This is a genomic window from Pseudarthrobacter sp. alpha12b, from assembly GCF_054130495.1.
On the sequence record NZ_CP196746.1, the window covers coordinates 913,888 to 932,073 of the forward strand.

The window sequence follows — 18,186 nt, forward strand, 5'->3', positions numbered from 1 at the left end:
CGTCTACGGGATCAAGAAAATGACTATCGCAGGCGAGCTCGCGCCGGGAGGCAGATTTCCCATTGAAAAAGACCTAGCCGTGGTCCTTGGTGTTTCCCGCAGCCAATCGCGCCGAGAACCTTCACTCGGTCGGGCGCGTTCTGGAAACCGAAGCCGCTGCCTTCGCCGCCGAGGCAATGGACCTCCCAAACCTCACATGTGGCACTACCATTGCACCCCGGATGGGCCTCGCAGGCACGGTAGCCGTTAATGGCAACCCACGGACCCCTGTGAAACAGAAGGCCCCGGCCCCCATACTCCTGGCCAGACCCTACCCGTCCGGGATAAGGGACATCAGCGCCGGGAACAGGGCCTGCAGCGCCAGTTCCCGCCTAAGGCCAGCAGCATCACATCAAGCCGGCGCTGCAGGACCGCCCGGCGATAATGGGCCGGACCCGGACAGGAGTAACCGTTTCACTTCATATCGTCTAGACGGCCCGGGGAGTGCTTGGTCTTGCCCGTCCGGGGGTGGGGTCCCTTTGCTGGAACCCCCACCTTTTGCGTCCACTGGCTGCCTTTGTTTCCTGCCGCATCAAACCCCCCTTGTACCCTGAGCCGCGGGTGGCAGACGTGAAAGGTCACCTGCTGGGGTCCAACGGCTTTGGCTCAGCTACGGGTGGGATCGGGGATTGTCCTCGCTACACCGACCTGGGGGCCGAACTTGCAGTGCTTGAGGGCGTGCCGATCCCTGCTTCCTTTCCGGACACAACAACTGTGGGGTTCTATTTCGCGGACACAAGTGGCCGGTCAGCGTCTTGGCGGGGGTTCAGGGTTTTGAACATCCGGGGGAGGGTTGCGGTGAGGATGGCGGCGAGGATCAGGATTCCGCCCATGAGGTAGCTGGGCAGTGTGTAGTTGCCGGTGGCGTCTTTCAGTGCGCCGAATACGGTGGGGGCGACGAATCCGCCGAGGTTGCCGAGTGAGTTGATCAGGCCGAAAGCGGTGGCGGCGGAAGCGCCGGTGAGGAAGTAGCCGGGGATTTGGTAGAACGGTGCGCTTTGGGCGCTCAACCCAATGGTGGCTACGCAGATCGAGATCATGATCAGGATGGGTTGATGGAAGGCTGCGGAGGCGCAGATTCCGACGGCGCCCAGGATGGCGGGGACGGTGGCGTGCCAGTAGCGTTCACCGGTCTTGTCTGAGTGGCGTGCCCAAAGGATTGCCGGGACGACGGCTGCAACGGCTGGAATTGCGACCATGAGGCTTACCTGGAAGGTGGTCATCTTGATGCCGGCCTGGGTTTGGAATGCGACAACCATGAGCGGGAGGAAGAATGCGAGGGCGTACTGGCCGAATTTCAGGCAGAAGTAGATGAAGGAGAGCATGAGGACGCGGATGTCGCCTATGGACCGGAAGATACTCCTGGTGGAGTGGCTGGCTTCTACGAGTGCGTGTTCTGCTGCGATCGAGCCTTCGAGCCAGTCGCGTTCCCGGGTGGTCAACCATGTGGCTTCGGCGGGTCGGTCCACAAGTTTGAAGAGGCACAGGACGCCCACGAGCATGGCGGGAACACCTTCGATGACGAACATTGCGCGCCAGGATTCGATACCGAAGTAGTGGTCCGGGGTGAGTAGAAGCCCCGTGAGGGGGGAACCGAAGATGGCCGAGAGGGTGCCGCCCAGGACGAACAGGGACAGCATTGTTCCCCGGTATTCCTTGGGCACCCAGAGCGTGAAGTACAGGATGACGCCGGGGTAGAACCCGGCTTCTGCGACGCCCAGGAGAATGCGGAGGATGTAGAGGCTTGCTTCGCTGTTGACGAAGCCGGTCGCTGCGGCCACCGCGCCCCAGGTGATCATGATGCGGGCCAGCCATTTGCGTGCGCCCACCTTGTACTGGATGAGGTTGCTGGGGACTTCGAAGACGGCATAGCCGACGAACAGCAGTCCGGACGCCAGGCCGAAGGCGGCGGTGGTCAGTCCGAGGGCTTGGTTCATTTGCAACGCGGCAAGGCCGATGTTGGTCTTTTCCAGTGAGTTGAAAAAGTAGGCTACGGCGAGGATTGGCACCAGGCGCAAGGTGACTTTGCGGATGGTGGCGCGTTTCTCGGCGGCCGAAAAGTCGGATGGCAGCGACGCTTGGGCGCCGGTCGCCGTACTGCGTATGTCAGTCACGGTCACTCCTTTGTGTCGTGGCCCACAAAAGGGCCGGTAAGTAACTGAATACGCTCTTCCCGCACGGGACGGGAGCTCGCATCCCGGATAGCGGGACGTTTCATGCGGGCGTCCCGGTATCCGGGCCGACAGTACCGTCCGATCGGCCGTCCTGCTGCGCGAGGAGCTGAATGTCAGGCAACGGTTGAGCGTCGGGGCCGTTTGGCGGTTCCGATGGCGCTGCTGAGGGCCATTGCCGTGGCCAGTACGGCTGGCGCGTAGCGTTTGGCGATGGCCAGTTCGGTGGCGCCGGTGACTGAAATGGCTCCTGCTATGGGGCCGCCCTGGCCGTTGAAGACGGGGGCGCTGACGCAGAAGAGTCCCAAGCGGGATTCTTCGACGTCGTAGGCCACTCGCTCTGTGCGTACGCGGGCCAGTTCCCTGCGTAACTCCGCGGGATCGGTGACCGTTTTCTCGGTCTGCTGCAGCAGCGGACCGCCCAGGACTGACTCAACGAATTCCGGATCGCTGAAGGCAAGGATTGCCTTCCCCAGGGCGGTGGCGTGCATCCTGGCGCGGCCGCCGACGCGGGAGTGTGGAACTTTCAGGGTTCTGGTGGTGATTTTTTCGATGTAGAGCACCTCGTTGCCCTCGCGGATGGCGATGTTGCTGGTGAGCTTTGTGACTTCGTTGAGGTTGTGCGCAAAGGGAAGCGCAAGGTCCCTCAGGGTGCTGGACGAGGGAACCAGGGAGCCGAGCTCGAAAAGCCGGACGCCGAGGCTGACACCGTTGGTGCCGCGCTCCAGGGCTCCCCAACTGATCAGGTCCAGGATCAACCGGTGCGTCGTGGACTTGGGAACGCCGGAGCGGCGGGCGATTTCACTGATGCTGAGCTCCTGGTCCGGTGCGGTGAACAAATCGAGCAGCGCGAGGCCGCGCGACAGGGACGACGCGGAACCGGCGTCCTGCTCTGCGGGACGGGGCATGGGTAGCCGCCTTTCGTGTGTGGATGATCTTAGGAGTTATACAGAGGAGGGATCAGTGAAAACAAGCGCCAAGGAAAGCGCCTCCGAAGCAATTGTCGTACCGAGCGACGATCTCCGGAAGGTCATCAGCGATGCTTTGACGGCCAACGGGGCATCGAGGCCCAACGCCGACGTGCAGGCCGAAAATCTGGTCGAAGGTGAATTGCGTGGACACGCCTCCCACGGCGTCCGCCGGTTGGCCGTGCTGGTCGAACGGATGCGTCGCGGCCTTATCGTCGCCAACGCGGAGCCCCGTTTGGAGTGGGTGGCTCCCAGCGTCCTTCGGGTTGACGGGAACCGGGGTTTTGGGCCGGTCGTGGCCTATAGGGCCATCGATGAAGTCGTTGCCAGGGCCGACGAAACCGGGATAGCGATGGCTGCTATTTCAAACTCGAGCCACATCGGGATGCTGGCACCCTACGTGGAGTCGATCGCCCGCCTGGGGCAGGTGGCGGTGCTCCTGACCACCAGCGAAGCACTTGTGCACGCATGGGGTGGCAGGGGAGCGAGCGTCGGCACCAACCCCATTGGCATCGGGGTCCCGACCTCACGGGAACCCCTAGTGCTCGACATGTCAACAGCGTCAGTGTCAATGGGAAAGATCATCGATTACGCCGCTACCGGCCGGCCACTCCAGCCCGGGTGGGCAGTGGATGCCCTTGGGCGGCCAACCACCGACGCCCCCGCAGCAGTCCAAGGGGCGCTCTCACCCTTTGGCGGACCCAAGGGATATGCCCTGGGGATCGCCCTCGAAGCACTGGTGGGCACCGTGACGGCCACGGCGTTCGGCACCAATGTAGTGGGAACGTTGGACACCCAGTTCCCGGCTACGAAGGGCGACCTCCTGATCAGCGTGAGCCTGGAACGGCTCGGGCTGTTGGGGATGCTGCCGGCATTGACCGACTATTTGGACCGCGTAAGGGACAGTGGAGTTTCCGGCCCGGCAGATGTTCCCGGGGACCGGGCGCGGCGCACCCGTGAAGGACGCGCCACAACCGGGGTGCCGATTGACGACGAAGTATGGGCACTCGCCCTCAAATACGCGGAAGGACTTTCCCATGACTGACATTGCCGCTTCATTCGGCCTGCTGAGGCTGCCCGATTCCATAGTTTTCGGCGACGGCAGCCGGGCAAGTATCGCCCGAACCGTCGCAGCGCTGGGCCACCGGGCCCTGGTGGTCTGCGACCCGTTCCTATCCAAGACCGGGGCGTTCACAACGTTGCTGGCCGAACTCGAAGCCCTGAACGTGTCAGTGACCGTTGACACGCAGGTCGTCCCCGAACTTCCGGTCACCGTGGTCGAAGACGCCATCGAACGGGCCAAGACCACCGACCCGCAAGTCATTGTTGGGTTCGGTGGCGGCAGCGCCCTCGACCTGGCCAAGCTCATCGCCCTGGGCCTGGCCCACGGAACCCCGCTCAACAGGTTCTACGGTGAAAACCAGGTCCCCGGACCGGTGACTCCGCTCGTTGCCGTGCCCACGACGTCGGGCACCGGCAGCGAGGTCACCCCGGTAGCGGTACTCGCCGATCCGGACCGTGAACTGAAGGTCGGTATCTCCAGCCCGCACCTGATTCCGCGGGCCGCCATCGTGGACCCCAGGCTCATGGTCGGCGCCCCCGCCGCTGTCACGGCCAGTGCCGGCGCGGACGCACTGGTCCACGCCATCGAGGCCTACACCGCCAACAACCACTCACCGGAGTGGGCCAGTCAATTGCCGGTCTTCGTGGGAGAGAACTTGCTCAGTTCAACCGTTGCCCTGGAAGCGATCAGGCTGATCGGGCTTTCCCTTCGCGACGCGGTCAGGGACGGCGAAGATTTTGAAGCCCGCTCACGCATGGCATATGCAAGCCTGCTGGCCGGCATGGCATTCGGCGCCGCAGGCACCCACCTGTCCCACGCTGTCCAGTACCCGGTGGGCGCCCTGACTCACACCCCGCACGGGCTGGGCACGGGCATGCTGCTGCCCTATGTCATGCAGGCGCTGCTGCCCACGGATACCCGCCGCCTTGCCGGCGTCGCCGGTGCCCTCGGCGTCGCCGGAACCGGCATCGAAGAATCGGCACAGAACGCGGTCGACGAAGTCGCCGCCATCATGGCGGACATCGGCCTCCCCGTGGACCTTGCCGCCATCGGCGTCACCGAACCAGACCTTCCCCGAGTTGTGGAGCTGTCCCTGACGGTGCGGCGGCTCGTCACCAACTCTGTCATTGACCCTACGGAGGAGAACCTCCACCGGATCGTCCGGGCCGCGTTCAGCGGCGACCGCACCGAACTCAAACCCCTTCCAGCCACCGCCTCGAATGAAAGCGAAACGAGCAAGTGAACCACAAATCAGACCTCTTTATTGATGGCCGTTGGACCCCCGGATCTACCGGTAACAGATTCCCCGTTCTGGACCCTGCCACCGGTGCCGAGCTTGCCTCCTTCGCCATTGCAGATGAAACCGACTGTGACGCCGCGGTCCACGCCGCGGCCGCGGCTCTGCCCGCCTGGTCCGCCACGGCGCCCAGAGTACGTGGCGAGATTCTCCGGCGCGCCTTCGAAATCCTGACCGAGGAAAAGGAACAGTTGGCCGAAACGATCGTGCTGGAAAACGGCAAGTCCTACGCCGATGCCCTGGGGGAGGCCTCGTACGCGATCGAGTTTTTTCGCTGGTTCGCCGAGGAAGCGGTCCGCGTCCGCGGCGACTTTCGGCTCTCACCCAGCGGCGACAAGCACATCGTCGTCACACACCAGCCCATCGGCGTCGCCCTCCTCATCACCCCATGGAACTTTCCGGCCGCCATGGCTACCCGCAAAATCGCACCGGCTCTTGCCGCTGGCTGCACCGTGATCCTCAAGCCAGCCCGGGAAACACCGCTCACCGCGGCGTTCGTCGTCGACGCCCTCCGCCGCGCTGGCGTCCCGGACGGAGTCGTCAACCTCGTCACGCCCGTCCCGACCGGTCCCGCCGTCGCCCGGATGCTCCACCACCCCGATGTCCGCAAGGTCAGCTTCACCGGATCCACCGAGGTCGGCCGAGTCTTATTGCATGAGGCGGCCGACAACGTGGTGAGCGCCTCCATGGAACTGGGCGGCAACGCGCCCTTCGTGATCCTCCCCGGCGCAGACCTGAAAGCTGCCGTGGAAGGGGCCCTGATCGCCAAGATGCGCAACGGCGGCTCGGCCTGTACCGCGGCCAACCGCTTCTACGTCCACTCTTCACTGGCCACGGAATTCGCAGAACGCATGGCCACCGAACTCGCCACCTGGCGGGTAGGCCCTGGATCGGATAAAGCAAACCAACTGGGAGCCCTGGTCTCCGTCAACGAACGCGACAAAGTCGCCGAACTGGTCGCTGGTGCCATCAAGGCCGGCGCGACGATATTGACCGGAGGCGAATCATCCGAACAGGGAGCGTTCTACGCCCCGACCGTGCTTACCGGTGTAACCCACGACAGTGAGATCACCCAGACAGAAATCTTCGGACCAGTCATGTCCGTTATCGAATACGACGACGTCGACGACGCCGTGCGGATGGCCAACGACACCATTTACGGACTGATCGCCTACGTGTACGGCGAACAGGCACCGGCATTAGCTGTGGCACAGCGCATCGACGCAGGCATGGTCGCCGTCAACCGTGCCGTCCTCAGTGATCCCGCCGCCCCCTTCGGCGGAATGAAGCAAAGCGGACTCGGCAGGGAAGGCAGCTCCGAAGGAATCCTGGAATTCCTCGAAGAAAAATACATCGGAATCGACCTGTAGCTGCAAGCAAACGCCGTGCAGAATCGAATTCAAGAAATTCTGCTTCTGACCAGATTTGAAAGGCCTTTTCATGATCCATGCAAAAATTTCCTCGGTCCGGATGATCGAGCTGTCGGCCCTGCTCCCAGCAGAGACGAAGGACCGCGGATTCCCGCCGCAGTCACGACCCATCAGCGTCTACACCCAGTACCATCCTGCTGAGGGATGGCCGGCCCCCACGGATCCCCGCCGCAAGGCCTCGCTCTACCTCGAGATTGACACCACCTCAGGTGTCACTGGCCGCTACGGTCCCATTGACCAGGAAGCCGTCGCACCCCTGCAGGAGGGCATGGCGGCGTCCATCCTTGGCCTCGATGCCCTCGCTAACAATTTCGTCTGGGACATGCTCCAACGAGCAAACCGGCATTCCCGGCATGGCAACCGTAAGATCGCCATCAGCGCCATCGACAACGCCTTGTGGGACCTTCGGGGCCGCCTTCTTGGAGTACCTGTGTGGCAGCTGCTCGGCGGATCCGGCCGCACTCGCATCCCCGCTTACGCCAGCACCCTCGGAACGTTCCACGGGGAAGGCGAAGTCGAAGAAACGGCCGCCCGGCTCCTCGATGAGGGCTACACTGCCCAGAAGTGGTTCTTCGCCGACGGCCCCGCCCAAGGGGCAGAAGGACTTGAACGCAACGTGGCCCTCGTGGAACGTACACGTGCAACCGTCGGGTACCGGGCCGAGCTGATGTTCGACGCCTTCATGAGTTGGGACCCCACCTACGCCCGCCGATGGGCCTCCCGCGTCGAGCACCTCCACCCCGACTGGCTCGAGGAACCTTTCCCCACCGGCGCCATCGAGTCATTCGCCCAACTGCGCGCCGCCACCTCAATCCCACTTGCCACTGGCGAACACCTCTACGACCGCCACGACATCCTTCCCTTCCTTCAACGCGGACTCCTCAGCGTCCTGCAAGTCGACCCGGAATGGTGCGGAGGCGTGACAGACCTGGTCAAAATGTGCTCTCTGGCAGAAACATTCGGCGTCCACGTCATCCCGCACGGCCACGGAATCCACGCAGCCCTCCACGTCGTAGCAAGCCAATCACCGGAAACCTGCCCCCGCGTCGAATACCTCTTCCACCACATGCCCGAAAGGCACTACTTCGAAGAAGACACCCCGATACCGGTTGACGGATCCTTCGCCCTGCCGACGCGTCCCGGCTTCGGCATCGAATTCGCCCAGGACCGCGTCAAAGAATCCCGCGACGTCTTCGCGGCGGGATGAGCAGCGCAACCATTGACCTTTGCGAAAGGCCACGATGACAAGCATCATCTATTCCGCCTACAACGCAGCGCCCATCGGGCTCACAGAGGACACCGCGGCCGAAGACCTTTGGTACAAAGCCCTCCGGGCAGAGGAGCGCATCGACGGTCTGGAACTACCTCTCCTCCAGGGAGGCCTACACCCACAGGGGCTGGACCGGCTTGGGGTCCTACTTGACCCCGACTGGTCCAACACCATCAGTGCAATGCCCCTGACCCTCATATCCGCCATATCCGACCCGCACTACGGACTGGCGTCGGCCGATCATGCTGGCCGCCAACGTGCCCTCGAAGATGTCGCTTCCGCCCGGGAAGAAACGCGGCGGCTGCAGGGACAATTAGGGCCGCTGTCGGTGCGCGCATTTGCCCTCCAGTCTGCTCCACGAGCAGAGCGCTCCAGCCCCGAAGCCTTCACCGATTCCCTCCAGCAAATCGCAGGTTGGGATTGGGGCAACATCGAACTGCTCGTGGAACATTCGGACGCGCTCATTCCAGGCCAGGCACCGCAGAAAGGCTATCTCGCCCTGAACGACGAAATGGCCGCGGTGCAGTCAGCCGTGGACCTGAAGGCCCGGCGAATCCGTCACCTGCTCAACTGGGGCAGATCAGCCATCGAAGGACGCAGCTCAACCACCCCCGGCGCGCACATCGACACACTCGGGCCAGCGCTTGGCGCCTTCACCTTCTCCGGGGCGGCACCCACAGCTACCAGCCGCAGCACCGCATGGGAGGACGTGCACCTAGGCCTGGCCAAAGACGACCCGGCATCACTGCTCACGGCTGACGCATTACGGGCCGTACTCGCGAAGCTCCCCGAGCGCCTGTCATTCCTGGGGATCAAAGCGGGGTCGCCCGTCGGGTCCCGCGGCCTTGACCGCCTCCAACTGGGCCTTTCCATGGTCGATAACCTAGCGCGCGTCCGACCCGGGGGGCCAAAAACCTCTAGGCACGGGTAATGCGTTGACCTGCTGGCTCCCAAGATTCCGCCCACGCCGGGTTGCAAGGATCATGGAAGCACTTGCTGTCGTGGAAGCAAAATGGTCGCCAGTGTCGTTCTGGTGATGGGCCTCCCGCGGGGCTACGCGGCTGGAGGGCAACTCGGGCACAGGTCCCGTTGCACTGGGGCCCGGAGCGGACGCCCTGTGATCATGAGACATACAAGAACCACAAGCAGCTGTCCCCTGACAAGCCTGCCTTCGACTTTGTGTTAGGCGGCCGGTGCGGCTTTCAGCGGGACGGGGACCAGTTCCTGGAGTTCTTTGAGGGTGCAGCCGAAGGTTTCGCGGACGGTGACGCCGTCGGGGCCGGTGAGGAAGACGCCTTTGTCGGTGTAGACGCGGGTGACGCAGCCGACGCCGGTGACCGGGTAGGTGCAGGCCTCGACGATCTTGGAGGCCCCTTCGCGGGTGAGGAGGGTCATCATGACGAAGACGTCCTTGGCGCCGGTGGCAAGGTCCATGGCACCGCCGACGGCGGGAATGGCACCGGGTGCGCCGGTGTGCCAGTTGGCCAGGTCACCGGTGGCGGAGACCTGGAAGGCCCCCAGGACGCAGATGTCCAGGTGCCCGCCACGCATGATCGCGAACGAGTCCGCGTGGTGGAAGTAGGACGCACCCGGGAGTTCGGTGACGGGGATCTTGCCCGCGTTGATGAGGTCCTCGTCAATGTCGTCGCCCGTGGCTTCGGGGCCCATGCCCAGCATCCCGTTCTCCGTGTGGAGGGTGATGTTTTGTTCTTCGGTGAGGTAGTTCGATACCAGGGTGGGCTGGCCGATCCCCAGGTTCACGAACGAGCCCGGGGCGATGTCCTTTGCCACGAGGCGGGCGAGGTCGTCCCGGCCCAGGGGTGTCTCAGACGTTTTGGTGCTGGTTTCGGTGAGGCTCATCTCAGGCCGCCTTTTCTGCCGTGTTGCCGCTGCCGGCAACCTTGACGATGCTGTTGACGTAGATCCCCGGGGTGACAACATTCTCCGGGTCCAACGCTCCCGTAGGCACGATCTCGGCGACCTGGACGATGGTGTGCTTGGCGGCGGCAGCCATGATGGGGCCGAAGTTCCGGGCGGTTTTGCGGTAGACCAGGTTGCCCTTGCCGTCGGCTTTGAGGGCCTTGATCAGGGCGACGTCGGCGTGGATGGGGGTCTCGAACACCTGCCACTTTCCGTCCAGGAAGCGGGTTTCCTTGCCCTCGGCGAGCATGGTGCCGTAGCCGGTGGGGGTGAAGAACCCGCCGATCCCCGCGCCCGCGGCGCGGATCCGCTCGGCGAGGTTGCCCTGGGGCACCAGTTCCAGTTCGATCTGCCCGGCCTTGTACTTGGCGTCGAAGTGCCAGGAATCGGACTGCCGCGGGAAGGAGCAGATCATTTTCTTCACCCGGCCTTCCTTGATGAGCAGAGCCAGGCCCTGATCGCCTTGGCCGGCGTTGTTGTTCACCACGGTCAGGTCCGTGGCGCCGCATTCGAGCAGCGCATCGATCAGTTCGAACGGCTGGCCGGCGTTGCCGAACCCGCCGATCATCACGGTGGAGCCGTCCTTGATGCCGGCCACGGCCTCCTGGACGGAGTCAACAAAGTTCAGCATTACTGGTCCTTTCCAGCGGTGTTTACCGAGGCGGTGACGTTTTCGAGGACCACGGCGAGGCCTTGGCCGACGCCGATGCAGATCGCCGCGACGCCCCAGCGTTCGCCGGAGGCCTGCAGGGACCGGGCCAGGGTGCCCAGGATCCGGGTGCCCGAGGCGCCCAGTGGGTGGCCCATCGCGATCGCCCCGCCGTGGGCGTTCACAATTCCGGGGTCGATGCCCCAGGCGTTGATGCAGGCCAGGGACTGCGCGGCGAACGCTTCGTTGAGTTCGACGGCGCCCACCTGGTCCCAGCCGATGCCCGCCTTCGCGAGGGCCTTGTGCGCCGCCTCCACCGGGGCGTAGCCGAAGTACTGCGGGTCGTTGCCGTGCGCGCCGCGGCCGGCGATCCGGGCCAGCGGGTCCAGCCCGAGCAGCCCGGCACCGGCCTCGGACCCGATCCAGGCCGCGGAGGCGCCGTCGGACAGCGGCGACGCGTTACCGGCGGTGACCGTGCCGTCCTCGGTCCGGAACACGGTCTTCAGGCCGGCCAGTTTCTCCGCCGACGACCCGGCGCGGATGCCCTCGTCCCGGACCAGGTCCGTGCCGGGCACCGGGGCGACGAGGTTGTCGTAGAACCCCTCGTCCCAGGCCGCGGCAGAGAGGTTGTGCGAGGCGGCGGCGAACTCGTCCTGCTGCTCACGGGTCACCCCGTACTTCTCGCGCAGCCGCTCGGTGGCCTCGCCCAGGGAGATGGTCCATTCCTTCGGCATGGCCTTGTTCACGAGGCGCCAGCCCAGCGTGGTGGACGCCAGGGTCATGTCCCCCGCCGGGTAGGGCTTCTCGGTCTTGGGCAGCACCCACGGTGCACGCGACATCGACTCGGCCCCGCCCACCAGCATGAGGTCGGCGTCGCCGGCGTTGATCTGGCGTGAAGCGATGATCGCCGCGTCCAGCGACGAACCGCAGAGCCGGTTGACCGTGGTCCCCGGAATAGACACCGGCAGTCCCGCGAGCAGGGTGCCCATCCGGGCGATGTTCCGGTTTTCCTCACCGGCGCCGTTGGCGTTGCCGAACGCCACCTCATCGATCCGCTCGACATCGAGGCCGGGAGCGCGTTTCACCGATTCCTTGATCACGTGCGCGGCAAGGTCATCAGGCCGGACAGCCGCGAGGCCGGAACCGAACTTGCCAAACGGGGTGCGCACGGCGTCGTACACAAAAGCCTGGTTCATGGGGTTTTATCCATTTCAATCTGTTTCTGTCATTCGGCGCTGCGCGGTTTAAGGCAAGAGTCGGCACCGCGGTGCCTGCTACAAACTGGCCGTGTCCAATGCAGTCAACGCATGCACCATTTAGCGGGACTGCCCCGGCATGTGGCTGGGTTGCGCGAGGCGCGTGTTAGACAGGATTTGTTCCGACCGTGAGTCCACCGCATACGTAGAGAGTTTGCCCCGTGATGAATCCGGACCGCTCGTCCAGGAAGAACCCTGCAGCGTTGGCAATGTCTTCCGGCTGGCCGAGCCTTCCCACAGGAACGGAGGAAATGATGGCTTTTGTCCGCGGTGAGTCTTCCGGGTTTGCTTTCATGAAGAGTTCCGTGGCGATGGGCCCGGGTCCGATGGCATTAACTGTGATTCCCTCCCGACCCAGTTCCAAGGCCCAGGTGCGGGTCAGTCCGATAAGGCCCGCTTTGGCGGCCGCATAAGCAGTGCGCAGTTCCTTACCAAGTGCTGCTCGCGATGACATATTGACGATCCGGCCGAACCCGGCCTGCGTCATGCCGTCGAGAACAGCCTGGGTGCACTGCACGGCGCAACGGAGGTTAAGCGCATGTGACTGATCGAGCTGGGTCAGGGACTGTTCGCGGAGCGGGGCGGGGAAAACTGCGCCAACGTTGTTGACCAACCGTGTGATTGGACCCTCGGACAGGGCGGCTTCGAGGGCTTCCGCCGTACTGTCGACGTCCGACAAATCGGCTGTGATTGAACGGCCGAGGTCCGCGGGTTGCTTGTCGATGACCACGACCTCCCACCCCTGCTCCAGCCCGCGCGAGGCGATGGCACGACCGATTCCAGAGGCACCCCCGGTAACGAGGAGACGTTCTACCATGACAATTTTCCTTCCTCCACGCACGTCGGCATGCACGGAACTCCGTTGCGGCGGTGCAACACGTTCTTTTCAGTATGCCCGGAAAGAAGGACAGATAACGTGTCCATCCAATACCAATACCGAGTACACTGATCTGAAATTCAGAACAATGGAGCGGCTGCGTGAGGATGACGAAGTGGAAGTAAAGGATCTTGAGGCCTTTGCCGTAGTGGCCGAGGAACTGCATTTCGGCCGGGCGGCCGCGAGGCTGCATATGTCGCAACCGCCGCTAAGTGCACGCATCAAGCAACTTGAACAAAGTTTGGGCGTTCAGCTCTTCGAACGAAGCACCCGTACGGTTGCACTGACGGATGCAGGATCGAGGCTCCTGGTCCCGGCGCGAAAGGTACTCAGTCAAGTGTCTGCGGTCCAGAACCTGGCCGAGTCAATTGCTGCGGGGGAACAGGGGCGCGTCAGAATCGCTTTCGCCGGCGCCTCGAGTCAGCGCGCCCTACCGATTCTGACCCGAGCTGTGCGCGAGTCCCACCCGGGGATCGAGTTGCAGCTGGAGTCCCAGACCTACGTCTACACGGCATTGGACAAGCTCCTTGAGGGATCACTGGATCTCGCTTTCGCGCGACTTCCCACCCCCCAGAAGGAACTGGAGTCCCGCGTTGTCGAAGTCGAAAGAATTTTGTGCGCCCTGCCGGAAGGCCACCCTCGCGCGGCCCAGCCCAGTCTTTCCTTGGCGGATCTTCACGACGAAGAGTTTGTCAGCCTGCCCGCTGATACAGGTTCGATTCTCCAGGCCACCATGTTTGCGTTATGCATTACTGCCGGTTTCAGGCCGAAGATCGTCCAGGTGGCTCCTGACTCCTCTACTGCTCTTGCCCTCGTTGCCGCCGGCGCGGGCATCACCATCACACTTAGTTCGGTAACTCCGTCGCAGTCCGTCGGAATCGTCTACCGGGAATTGGACGACATTCACCCCAGCCACATGTTTGCCACTTTGACGTGGCGAAAGGATGACACATCTCCTGCACTTGCTGCCGTGCTCCAGGTCTCGGAAGTCGCATTGCCCACCCCCGACCTTTCCGGCTTCGCTATCAGATGAGCGTGAATCGGTATTTCTGCCGGGCTGACTCCCAAACTATCTTTGGAGGCGCACCAGTTGCCCTCCAATCCTGCCCAAGCCAATTCAACGCAAGCCGGTCCAGCCTCTCCGCCCTTGATCCCAGGTAGCGGGAGTTGCGGGCGGCAGTCGCACGGGCATCGACGAGATGCTGATTCTCTTGGGCGCGCAACAGATAGGTTCACAATGACGTCCCTTAGTGCTTCTGAACGAGAATCCGCTAATGCCCCCCGCACCATGCGTGCGATAGTCAAGGCCGGTCCTGAGCGGGGAGTCAAGTTCCACGCTTCGTATGCTGAGCCGCATGTTTCCGCGGACAAAGTGAAGATTCAGGTCGCCGCAGCCTCGGTTTGTGGAACTGACCGGGCCCTCTACGAGTACTCACCCATGGCGCAGGCGTTCAATCTCAAAATGCCGGTTGTTCTGGGCCATGAGTGCGCCGGCACCGTCATCGAAGTTGGTTCAGCTGTCGAGTCGCTCAAGGTGGGGGACCGGGTTGCCCTGGAATCCCATGTTGCCTGCTGGGATTGCTATCCCTGTCGAAACGGTGACGCCCACAATTGCCTGAACATGGAACTACTCGGGCTTCATCTCGATGGTGGTTTTGCCGAGCGGCTTGTTGCGCCGGCCACGGCATGTTTTAAATTGCCGGCGGACTTTCCGTTGGAACAGGGCGCCCTTCTCGAGCCAGCGGGGGTCGCCATGCACGCCATTCAACGGTCCAGGGTTGAGCTTTCAGGGGCTGACGTTGTGATAAGCGGTGGTGGTCCAGTCGGCCTGTTCATTGCTGCGATTACCCGGGCGATGGGTGCCCGTTGCGTGGTCGTCGTCGAACCCAACGCCTACCGGCAGGGCCTTATAAAGGCACTGGGAGCAATAGCCTTGTCTCCCGACGATGATGTCATCGCTGTTTGCCGGGAGCTCTCGGGGGAGAAGTTCGGCTTCGATGTAGCTTTTGAGGCTTCAGGGGTAGCGGCCGCACTGCCGCCGCTACTTGAAGCGGTCCGCCGGGAGGCGACGGTTGTGACCGTCGGAATCCCGGGTAAGCCAATCGAAATCGATGTCGCAGCGTACCTAATCAAGAAGGGTCTGACTCTCACGGGCAGCTTCGGGCGGGCCCTTTGGCAAACCTGGGATCGAATCGCTGCGCTCGTGGCGAGTGGCGAATTAGACCTCTCCAATTTCATCACCCACCGTCTTCCCCTGTCGGCTTTCGAGGAAGCCATCGAACTTCTTTCCCAAGACGCCTGCAAGGTACTGCTGGTTCCTGGCCTACCCGACCGTCGCCAGTAACGACGGACTGACGGGCGCCGTCGCGATCCGTCGCGCAGGTTTTGCGGAACCGACGACGGCGCCCATCCCAGGTACCCACGTTCGTGGAGCGATCTTCGACCCTGCCTGCTATCTACCGCGAGCTGATCTTGGGGCCGGCTGCGTATGGTCAGCCCACGGTTCTAAGGGCACCCGAGGATCTTTCTGTTTTACCTATCAAATGAAAGAGAATTGGTATTTCTCTTCGGAACAATCTCTCACTAACCTTTTTGAAGGCGGCACCAAATCCAGAGCCCCCTCAACGAAGAGAGGTCATGATGAAAACAAACACCACACCGATAGATCTGAGCGTTGAAGCTCGGGTCTTCCGCAAAGTGACCCTGAAGGTCCTTCCGATCCTCATGCTTGGCATGTTCATTGCCTATATCGATCGAGCCAACCTTGGGGTGATCGCAGGGCCCTTGTCCAAAGATTTGGGCCTTACGGCAGCGACATTCGGCCTCGCCGCCGGGTTCTTCTACATCGGTTACTTGCTGTTTGAGGTCCCCTCGAACATGTTCCTTGCCAAGGTAGGGGCGCGCATTTGGCTGGCCCGCATCATGATCACCTGGGGCCTGGTGACGATGGGTATGGCGTTCATGCAGGACGAAGTCAGCCTTCACGTCATGCGGTTCCTTCTCGGACTTGCCGAAGCCGGCTACTCGCCGGGGACCGCGCTCTTCCTGGCGCTTTGGTGTCCAGCCCGGCTGCTGCCCAAGGCGATGTCCTGGCTGAACCTCGCTGTTCCGGTCGCCTTGGCGGTGGGCTCCGTCGTGACCTCGTCGATCATGCTCATGAACGGCGTAGCTGGCCTTGCCGGATGGCGTTGGGTATTCCTGATTGAAGGTGTTCCGGCAATTATCCTTGCAGTTGTCATCTTCTTTGCTCTGCCCTCCACCCCGGCGAAGGCGGCCTGGCTCGATGACGAGGAAAAGGCGTACCTGGCGGAGAATGTCACCCAGCGCTCGGGCTCCGGAGCACACGAACTGAAGCAGCTTCCCGCCGCGCTCCGCCGGCCGTCGCTGTGGGCTTTCGCCATCACCTACTTCTTTATCCTGATCGGCTTCTGGTCGATCACGTACTTCCTTCCGACGATCGTCAAAGAGCAGTTCCACTTGGACGTCGTCGGGTCCGGCTACGTCTCGGCGATCCCGTGGGCATTCTCCGCCATCGTCATGTTTGTCATCGTCCGCAGCATCTCCCGAACCGGCGAACGGCGCTGGCACCTCACCCTGCCCATGGTTGCCGCAGCACTCGGACTCCTCATTGGAGTGCTCTCCGGAAACCCGTTCCTGTCACTTATCGGTATCAGCATCGCCGCTGCGGGCTTCTTCGCGACTCTGTCCACCTTCCAGGCGACCGTTGCCCAGGTGTATGCCGGGGCCCTCGCCGCAGTGTCCATCGCGCTCGTCAACTCTGTCGGAAACGTCAGCGGCCTCGTAGGCCCTTACATTCAGGGTTGGCTCACTGACCTCACCGGCTCAAGCTCCGCCGGCCTTCTGGTGATGTCGGGCTTCTTCGGCCTCGCTGCAGTGTTCGTCTACATCCTCATCGGGTGGGCTGACCGGAAGACTGGCGGGCTCCGTGGGACTACCAGTCTCGAAACAGATGTTGCCGGGGCACACGCCCGGGGATGACCTCCACCAAAGCCACACCAAAGGATGACCAAAATTTTGTTACTTCAACCAGCCACTCAAACAACACCCGCGGGTGAGCGTGCAGTTGCACCACGAATCGTCGAAGTACGGACCGTCCCGTACGCGATTCCTTACCGCAAGCCCCTGCGTTTTGCCAGCGGATCGATTGATGTAGCGGACAATGTGCTTGTGGAAGTGGTCACCAGCGATGGTGTGGTCGGGTTTGCCGAAGCCCCTCCGCGGCCTTACACCTATGGTGAGACGCAGGCATCGATTGTCGCCGTTATCGAGAAGATTTTCGCCCCTGCCATCATCGGGCTCTCCATCCTCGACCGCGAGGCGGTGCGGTCGCGCCTGGCTCGAACGGTAGGAAATCCCACTGCCAAAGCCGCCATCGACATGGCAATGTGGGACGCCTGGGGCAAGACGATCGGCACGTCGGTACATCGCCTTCTTGGAGGCTTCGCTGATGGCTTGCAGGTCAGCCACATGCTGGGGTTCGATGATCCGGACACAGTTGCCGCCGAGGCTGTCGAGCTAAGGGAGACGTTGGGCATTTCGAGTTTCAAGATCAAGGTCGGACGGCGCCCCGTCCACCTGGACGTGGAAGTGTGCAAGGCAGTCCGGGAAGCCCTTGGCCCTGACGCGGAACTGTACATCGATGGGAATCGGGGTTGGACGGCGGCGGAATCGGCCGGGGCACTTCGGGATCTCGAAGCTGTGGGACTAAGTCGCGTGGAAGAGCTCTGCCCCGCCGACGATGTGTTGAGCAGGCGCTGGCTTGTTTCCCAATGTCCTGTGCCGTTCGTCGCGGACGAAAGTGCGCCCACGCCGGCTGACGTTACCCGCGAAATCCTTGCAGGAGCAGCGACCGCTGTGAGCATCAAGACCGCCCGAACAGGGTTCTCAGGTTCGCTGCGCGTTTCCCACCTTGCCGAAGGGCTGGGCCTCGAAGCGGTCATCGGCAACCAGATCGATGCGCAAGTCGGAACCGTTTGTTCCCTCGTCTTCGGTGCGTCCCAGGAAATTACCTCGCGTTCGGCAGCTGAACTGTCCAACTACCTGGACATGGCCGATGATCTCCTGGATCAGCCGCTCATTATTGAGAATGGATACATGCGCGTTCCTGAGGGCCCCGGCCTCGGCATCCAGCTCGACCCGGAGAAAGTGGCCCGCTATCGGGTCGACCTCTGACTCCGGTCACTCTTGTCCGCAATAACCAACCCATCACATCAAAGGAAAAGTCA

General features: G+C 62.8%; 15 protein-coding genes. 9 read left to right on the forward strand and 6 right to left on the reverse strand.

What is annotated here, in order from left to right; all coding sequences use genetic code 11:
* Window positions 1-761 precede the first annotated feature (761 nt).
* Window positions 762-2,153, reverse strand: a complete 1,392-nt coding sequence (locus tag ACTAQI_RS04080) for an MFS transporter (protein ID WP_457949742.1) — start codon at window positions 2,151-2,153, stop codon at window positions 762-764.
* A gap of 173 nt (window positions 2,154-2,326) precedes the next feature.
* On the reverse strand, window positions 2,327-3,118 hold the full coding sequence (locus ACTAQI_RS04085) for an IclR family transcriptional regulator (RefSeq protein WP_457949743.1): 792 nt from the start codon (window positions 3,116-3,118) through the stop codon (window positions 2,327-2,329).
* Window positions 3,119-3,173: 55 nt separating this feature from the next.
* Between ACTAQI_RS04085 and ACTAQI_RS04090 the strand changes: the two genes are divergently transcribed.
* The 5 genes from ACTAQI_RS04090 (at window position 3,174) to ACTAQI_RS04110 (ending at window position 9,169) form a co-directional block, all read left to right on the forward strand.
* Window positions 3,174-4,223, forward strand: coding sequence for an Ldh family oxidoreductase (locus tag ACTAQI_RS04090; protein ID WP_457949745.1), 1,050 nt, complete (start codon window positions 3,174-3,176; stop codon window positions 4,221-4,223).
* Entirely contained in the window at window positions 4,216-5,484 is a 1,269-nt protein-coding gene (locus ACTAQI_RS04095; RefSeq protein ID WP_457949746.1) for an iron-containing alcohol dehydrogenase, read from the forward strand. The genes ACTAQI_RS04090 and ACTAQI_RS04095 overlap by 8 nt, the downstream gene beginning before the upstream one ends.
* Window positions 5,481-6,908 carry an NAD-dependent succinate-semialdehyde dehydrogenase gene (locus ACTAQI_RS04100; protein ID WP_457949747.1) on the forward strand — a complete coding sequence of 476 codons (1,428 nt, stop codon included), beginning with the start codon at window positions 5,481-5,483 and terminating at the stop codon, window positions 6,906-6,908. The genes ACTAQI_RS04095 and ACTAQI_RS04100 overlap by 4 nt, the downstream gene beginning before the upstream one ends.
* Before the next feature lie 70 nt (window positions 6,909-6,978).
* Window positions 6,979-8,175, forward strand: a complete 1,197-nt coding sequence (locus ACTAQI_RS04105) for an enolase C-terminal domain-like protein (RefSeq protein ID WP_457949748.1) — start codon at window positions 6,979-6,981, stop codon at window positions 8,173-8,175.
* A gap of 34 nt (window positions 8,176-8,209) precedes the next feature.
* Window positions 8,210-9,169, forward strand: coding sequence for a DUF4862 family protein (locus ACTAQI_RS04110; protein WP_457949749.1), 960 nt, complete (start codon window positions 8,210-8,212; stop codon window positions 9,167-9,169).
* Window positions 9,170-9,420: 251 nt separating this feature from the next.
* Here ACTAQI_RS04110 and ACTAQI_RS04115 read toward each other — a convergent pair whose 3' ends face one another.
* From ACTAQI_RS04115 to ACTAQI_RS04130, 4 genes are all read right to left on the reverse strand, one after another.
* Window positions 9,421-10,098, reverse strand: a complete 678-nt coding sequence (locus ACTAQI_RS04115; protein WP_457949750.1) for a 3-oxoacid CoA-transferase subunit B — start codon at window positions 10,096-10,098, stop codon at window positions 9,421-9,423.
* A gap of 1 nt (window position 10,099) precedes the next feature.
* Window positions 10,100-10,789 (reverse strand): 3-oxoacid CoA-transferase subunit A, encoded by a 690-nt coding sequence (locus ACTAQI_RS04120; RefSeq protein WP_457949751.1) that lies wholly within the window; start codon window positions 10,787-10,789, stop codon window positions 10,100-10,102.
* Window positions 10,789-12,003 (reverse strand): thiolase family protein, encoded by a 1,215-nt coding sequence (locus ACTAQI_RS04125; protein WP_457949752.1) that lies wholly within the window; start codon window positions 12,001-12,003, stop codon window positions 10,789-10,791. The genes ACTAQI_RS04120 and ACTAQI_RS04125 overlap by 1 nt, the downstream gene beginning before the upstream one ends.
* 166 nt (window positions 12,004-12,169) lie before the next feature.
* Window positions 12,170-12,880 carry an SDR family oxidoreductase gene (locus tag ACTAQI_RS04130; RefSeq protein ID WP_255175264.1) on the reverse strand — a complete coding sequence of 237 codons (711 nt, stop codon included), beginning with the start codon at window positions 12,878-12,880 and terminating at the stop codon, window positions 12,170-12,172.
* On the opposite strand from ACTAQI_RS04130, the gene ACTAQI_RS04135 reads away from it, so the two are divergent.
* The 4 genes from ACTAQI_RS04135 (at window position 12,879) to ACTAQI_RS04150 (ending at window position 18,133) form a co-directional block, all read left to right on the forward strand.
* Entirely contained in the window at window positions 12,879-13,973 is a 1,095-nt protein-coding gene (locus ACTAQI_RS04135) for a LysR substrate-binding domain-containing protein (protein WP_457949753.1), read from the forward strand. The genes ACTAQI_RS04130 and ACTAQI_RS04135 overlap by 2 nt on opposite strands.
* A gap of 204 nt (window positions 13,974-14,177) precedes the next feature.
* Window positions 14,178-15,284, forward strand: a complete 1,107-nt coding sequence (locus ACTAQI_RS04140) for a zinc-dependent alcohol dehydrogenase (RefSeq protein WP_457949754.1) — start codon at window positions 14,178-14,180, stop codon at window positions 15,282-15,284.
* A gap of 293 nt (window positions 15,285-15,577) precedes the next feature.
* Window positions 15,578-16,939: an MFS transporter gene (locus ACTAQI_RS04145; protein ID WP_457949755.1), complete on the forward strand. Its 1,362-nt coding sequence runs from the start codon at window positions 15,578-15,580 to the stop codon at window positions 16,937-16,939.
* A gap of 24 nt (window positions 16,940-16,963) precedes the next feature.
* Window positions 16,964-18,133, forward strand: a complete 1,170-nt coding sequence (locus ACTAQI_RS04150; RefSeq protein WP_457949756.1) for a mandelate racemase/muconate lactonizing enzyme family protein — start codon at window positions 16,964-16,966, stop codon at window positions 18,131-18,133.
* Window positions 18,134-18,186 lie beyond the last annotated feature (53 nt).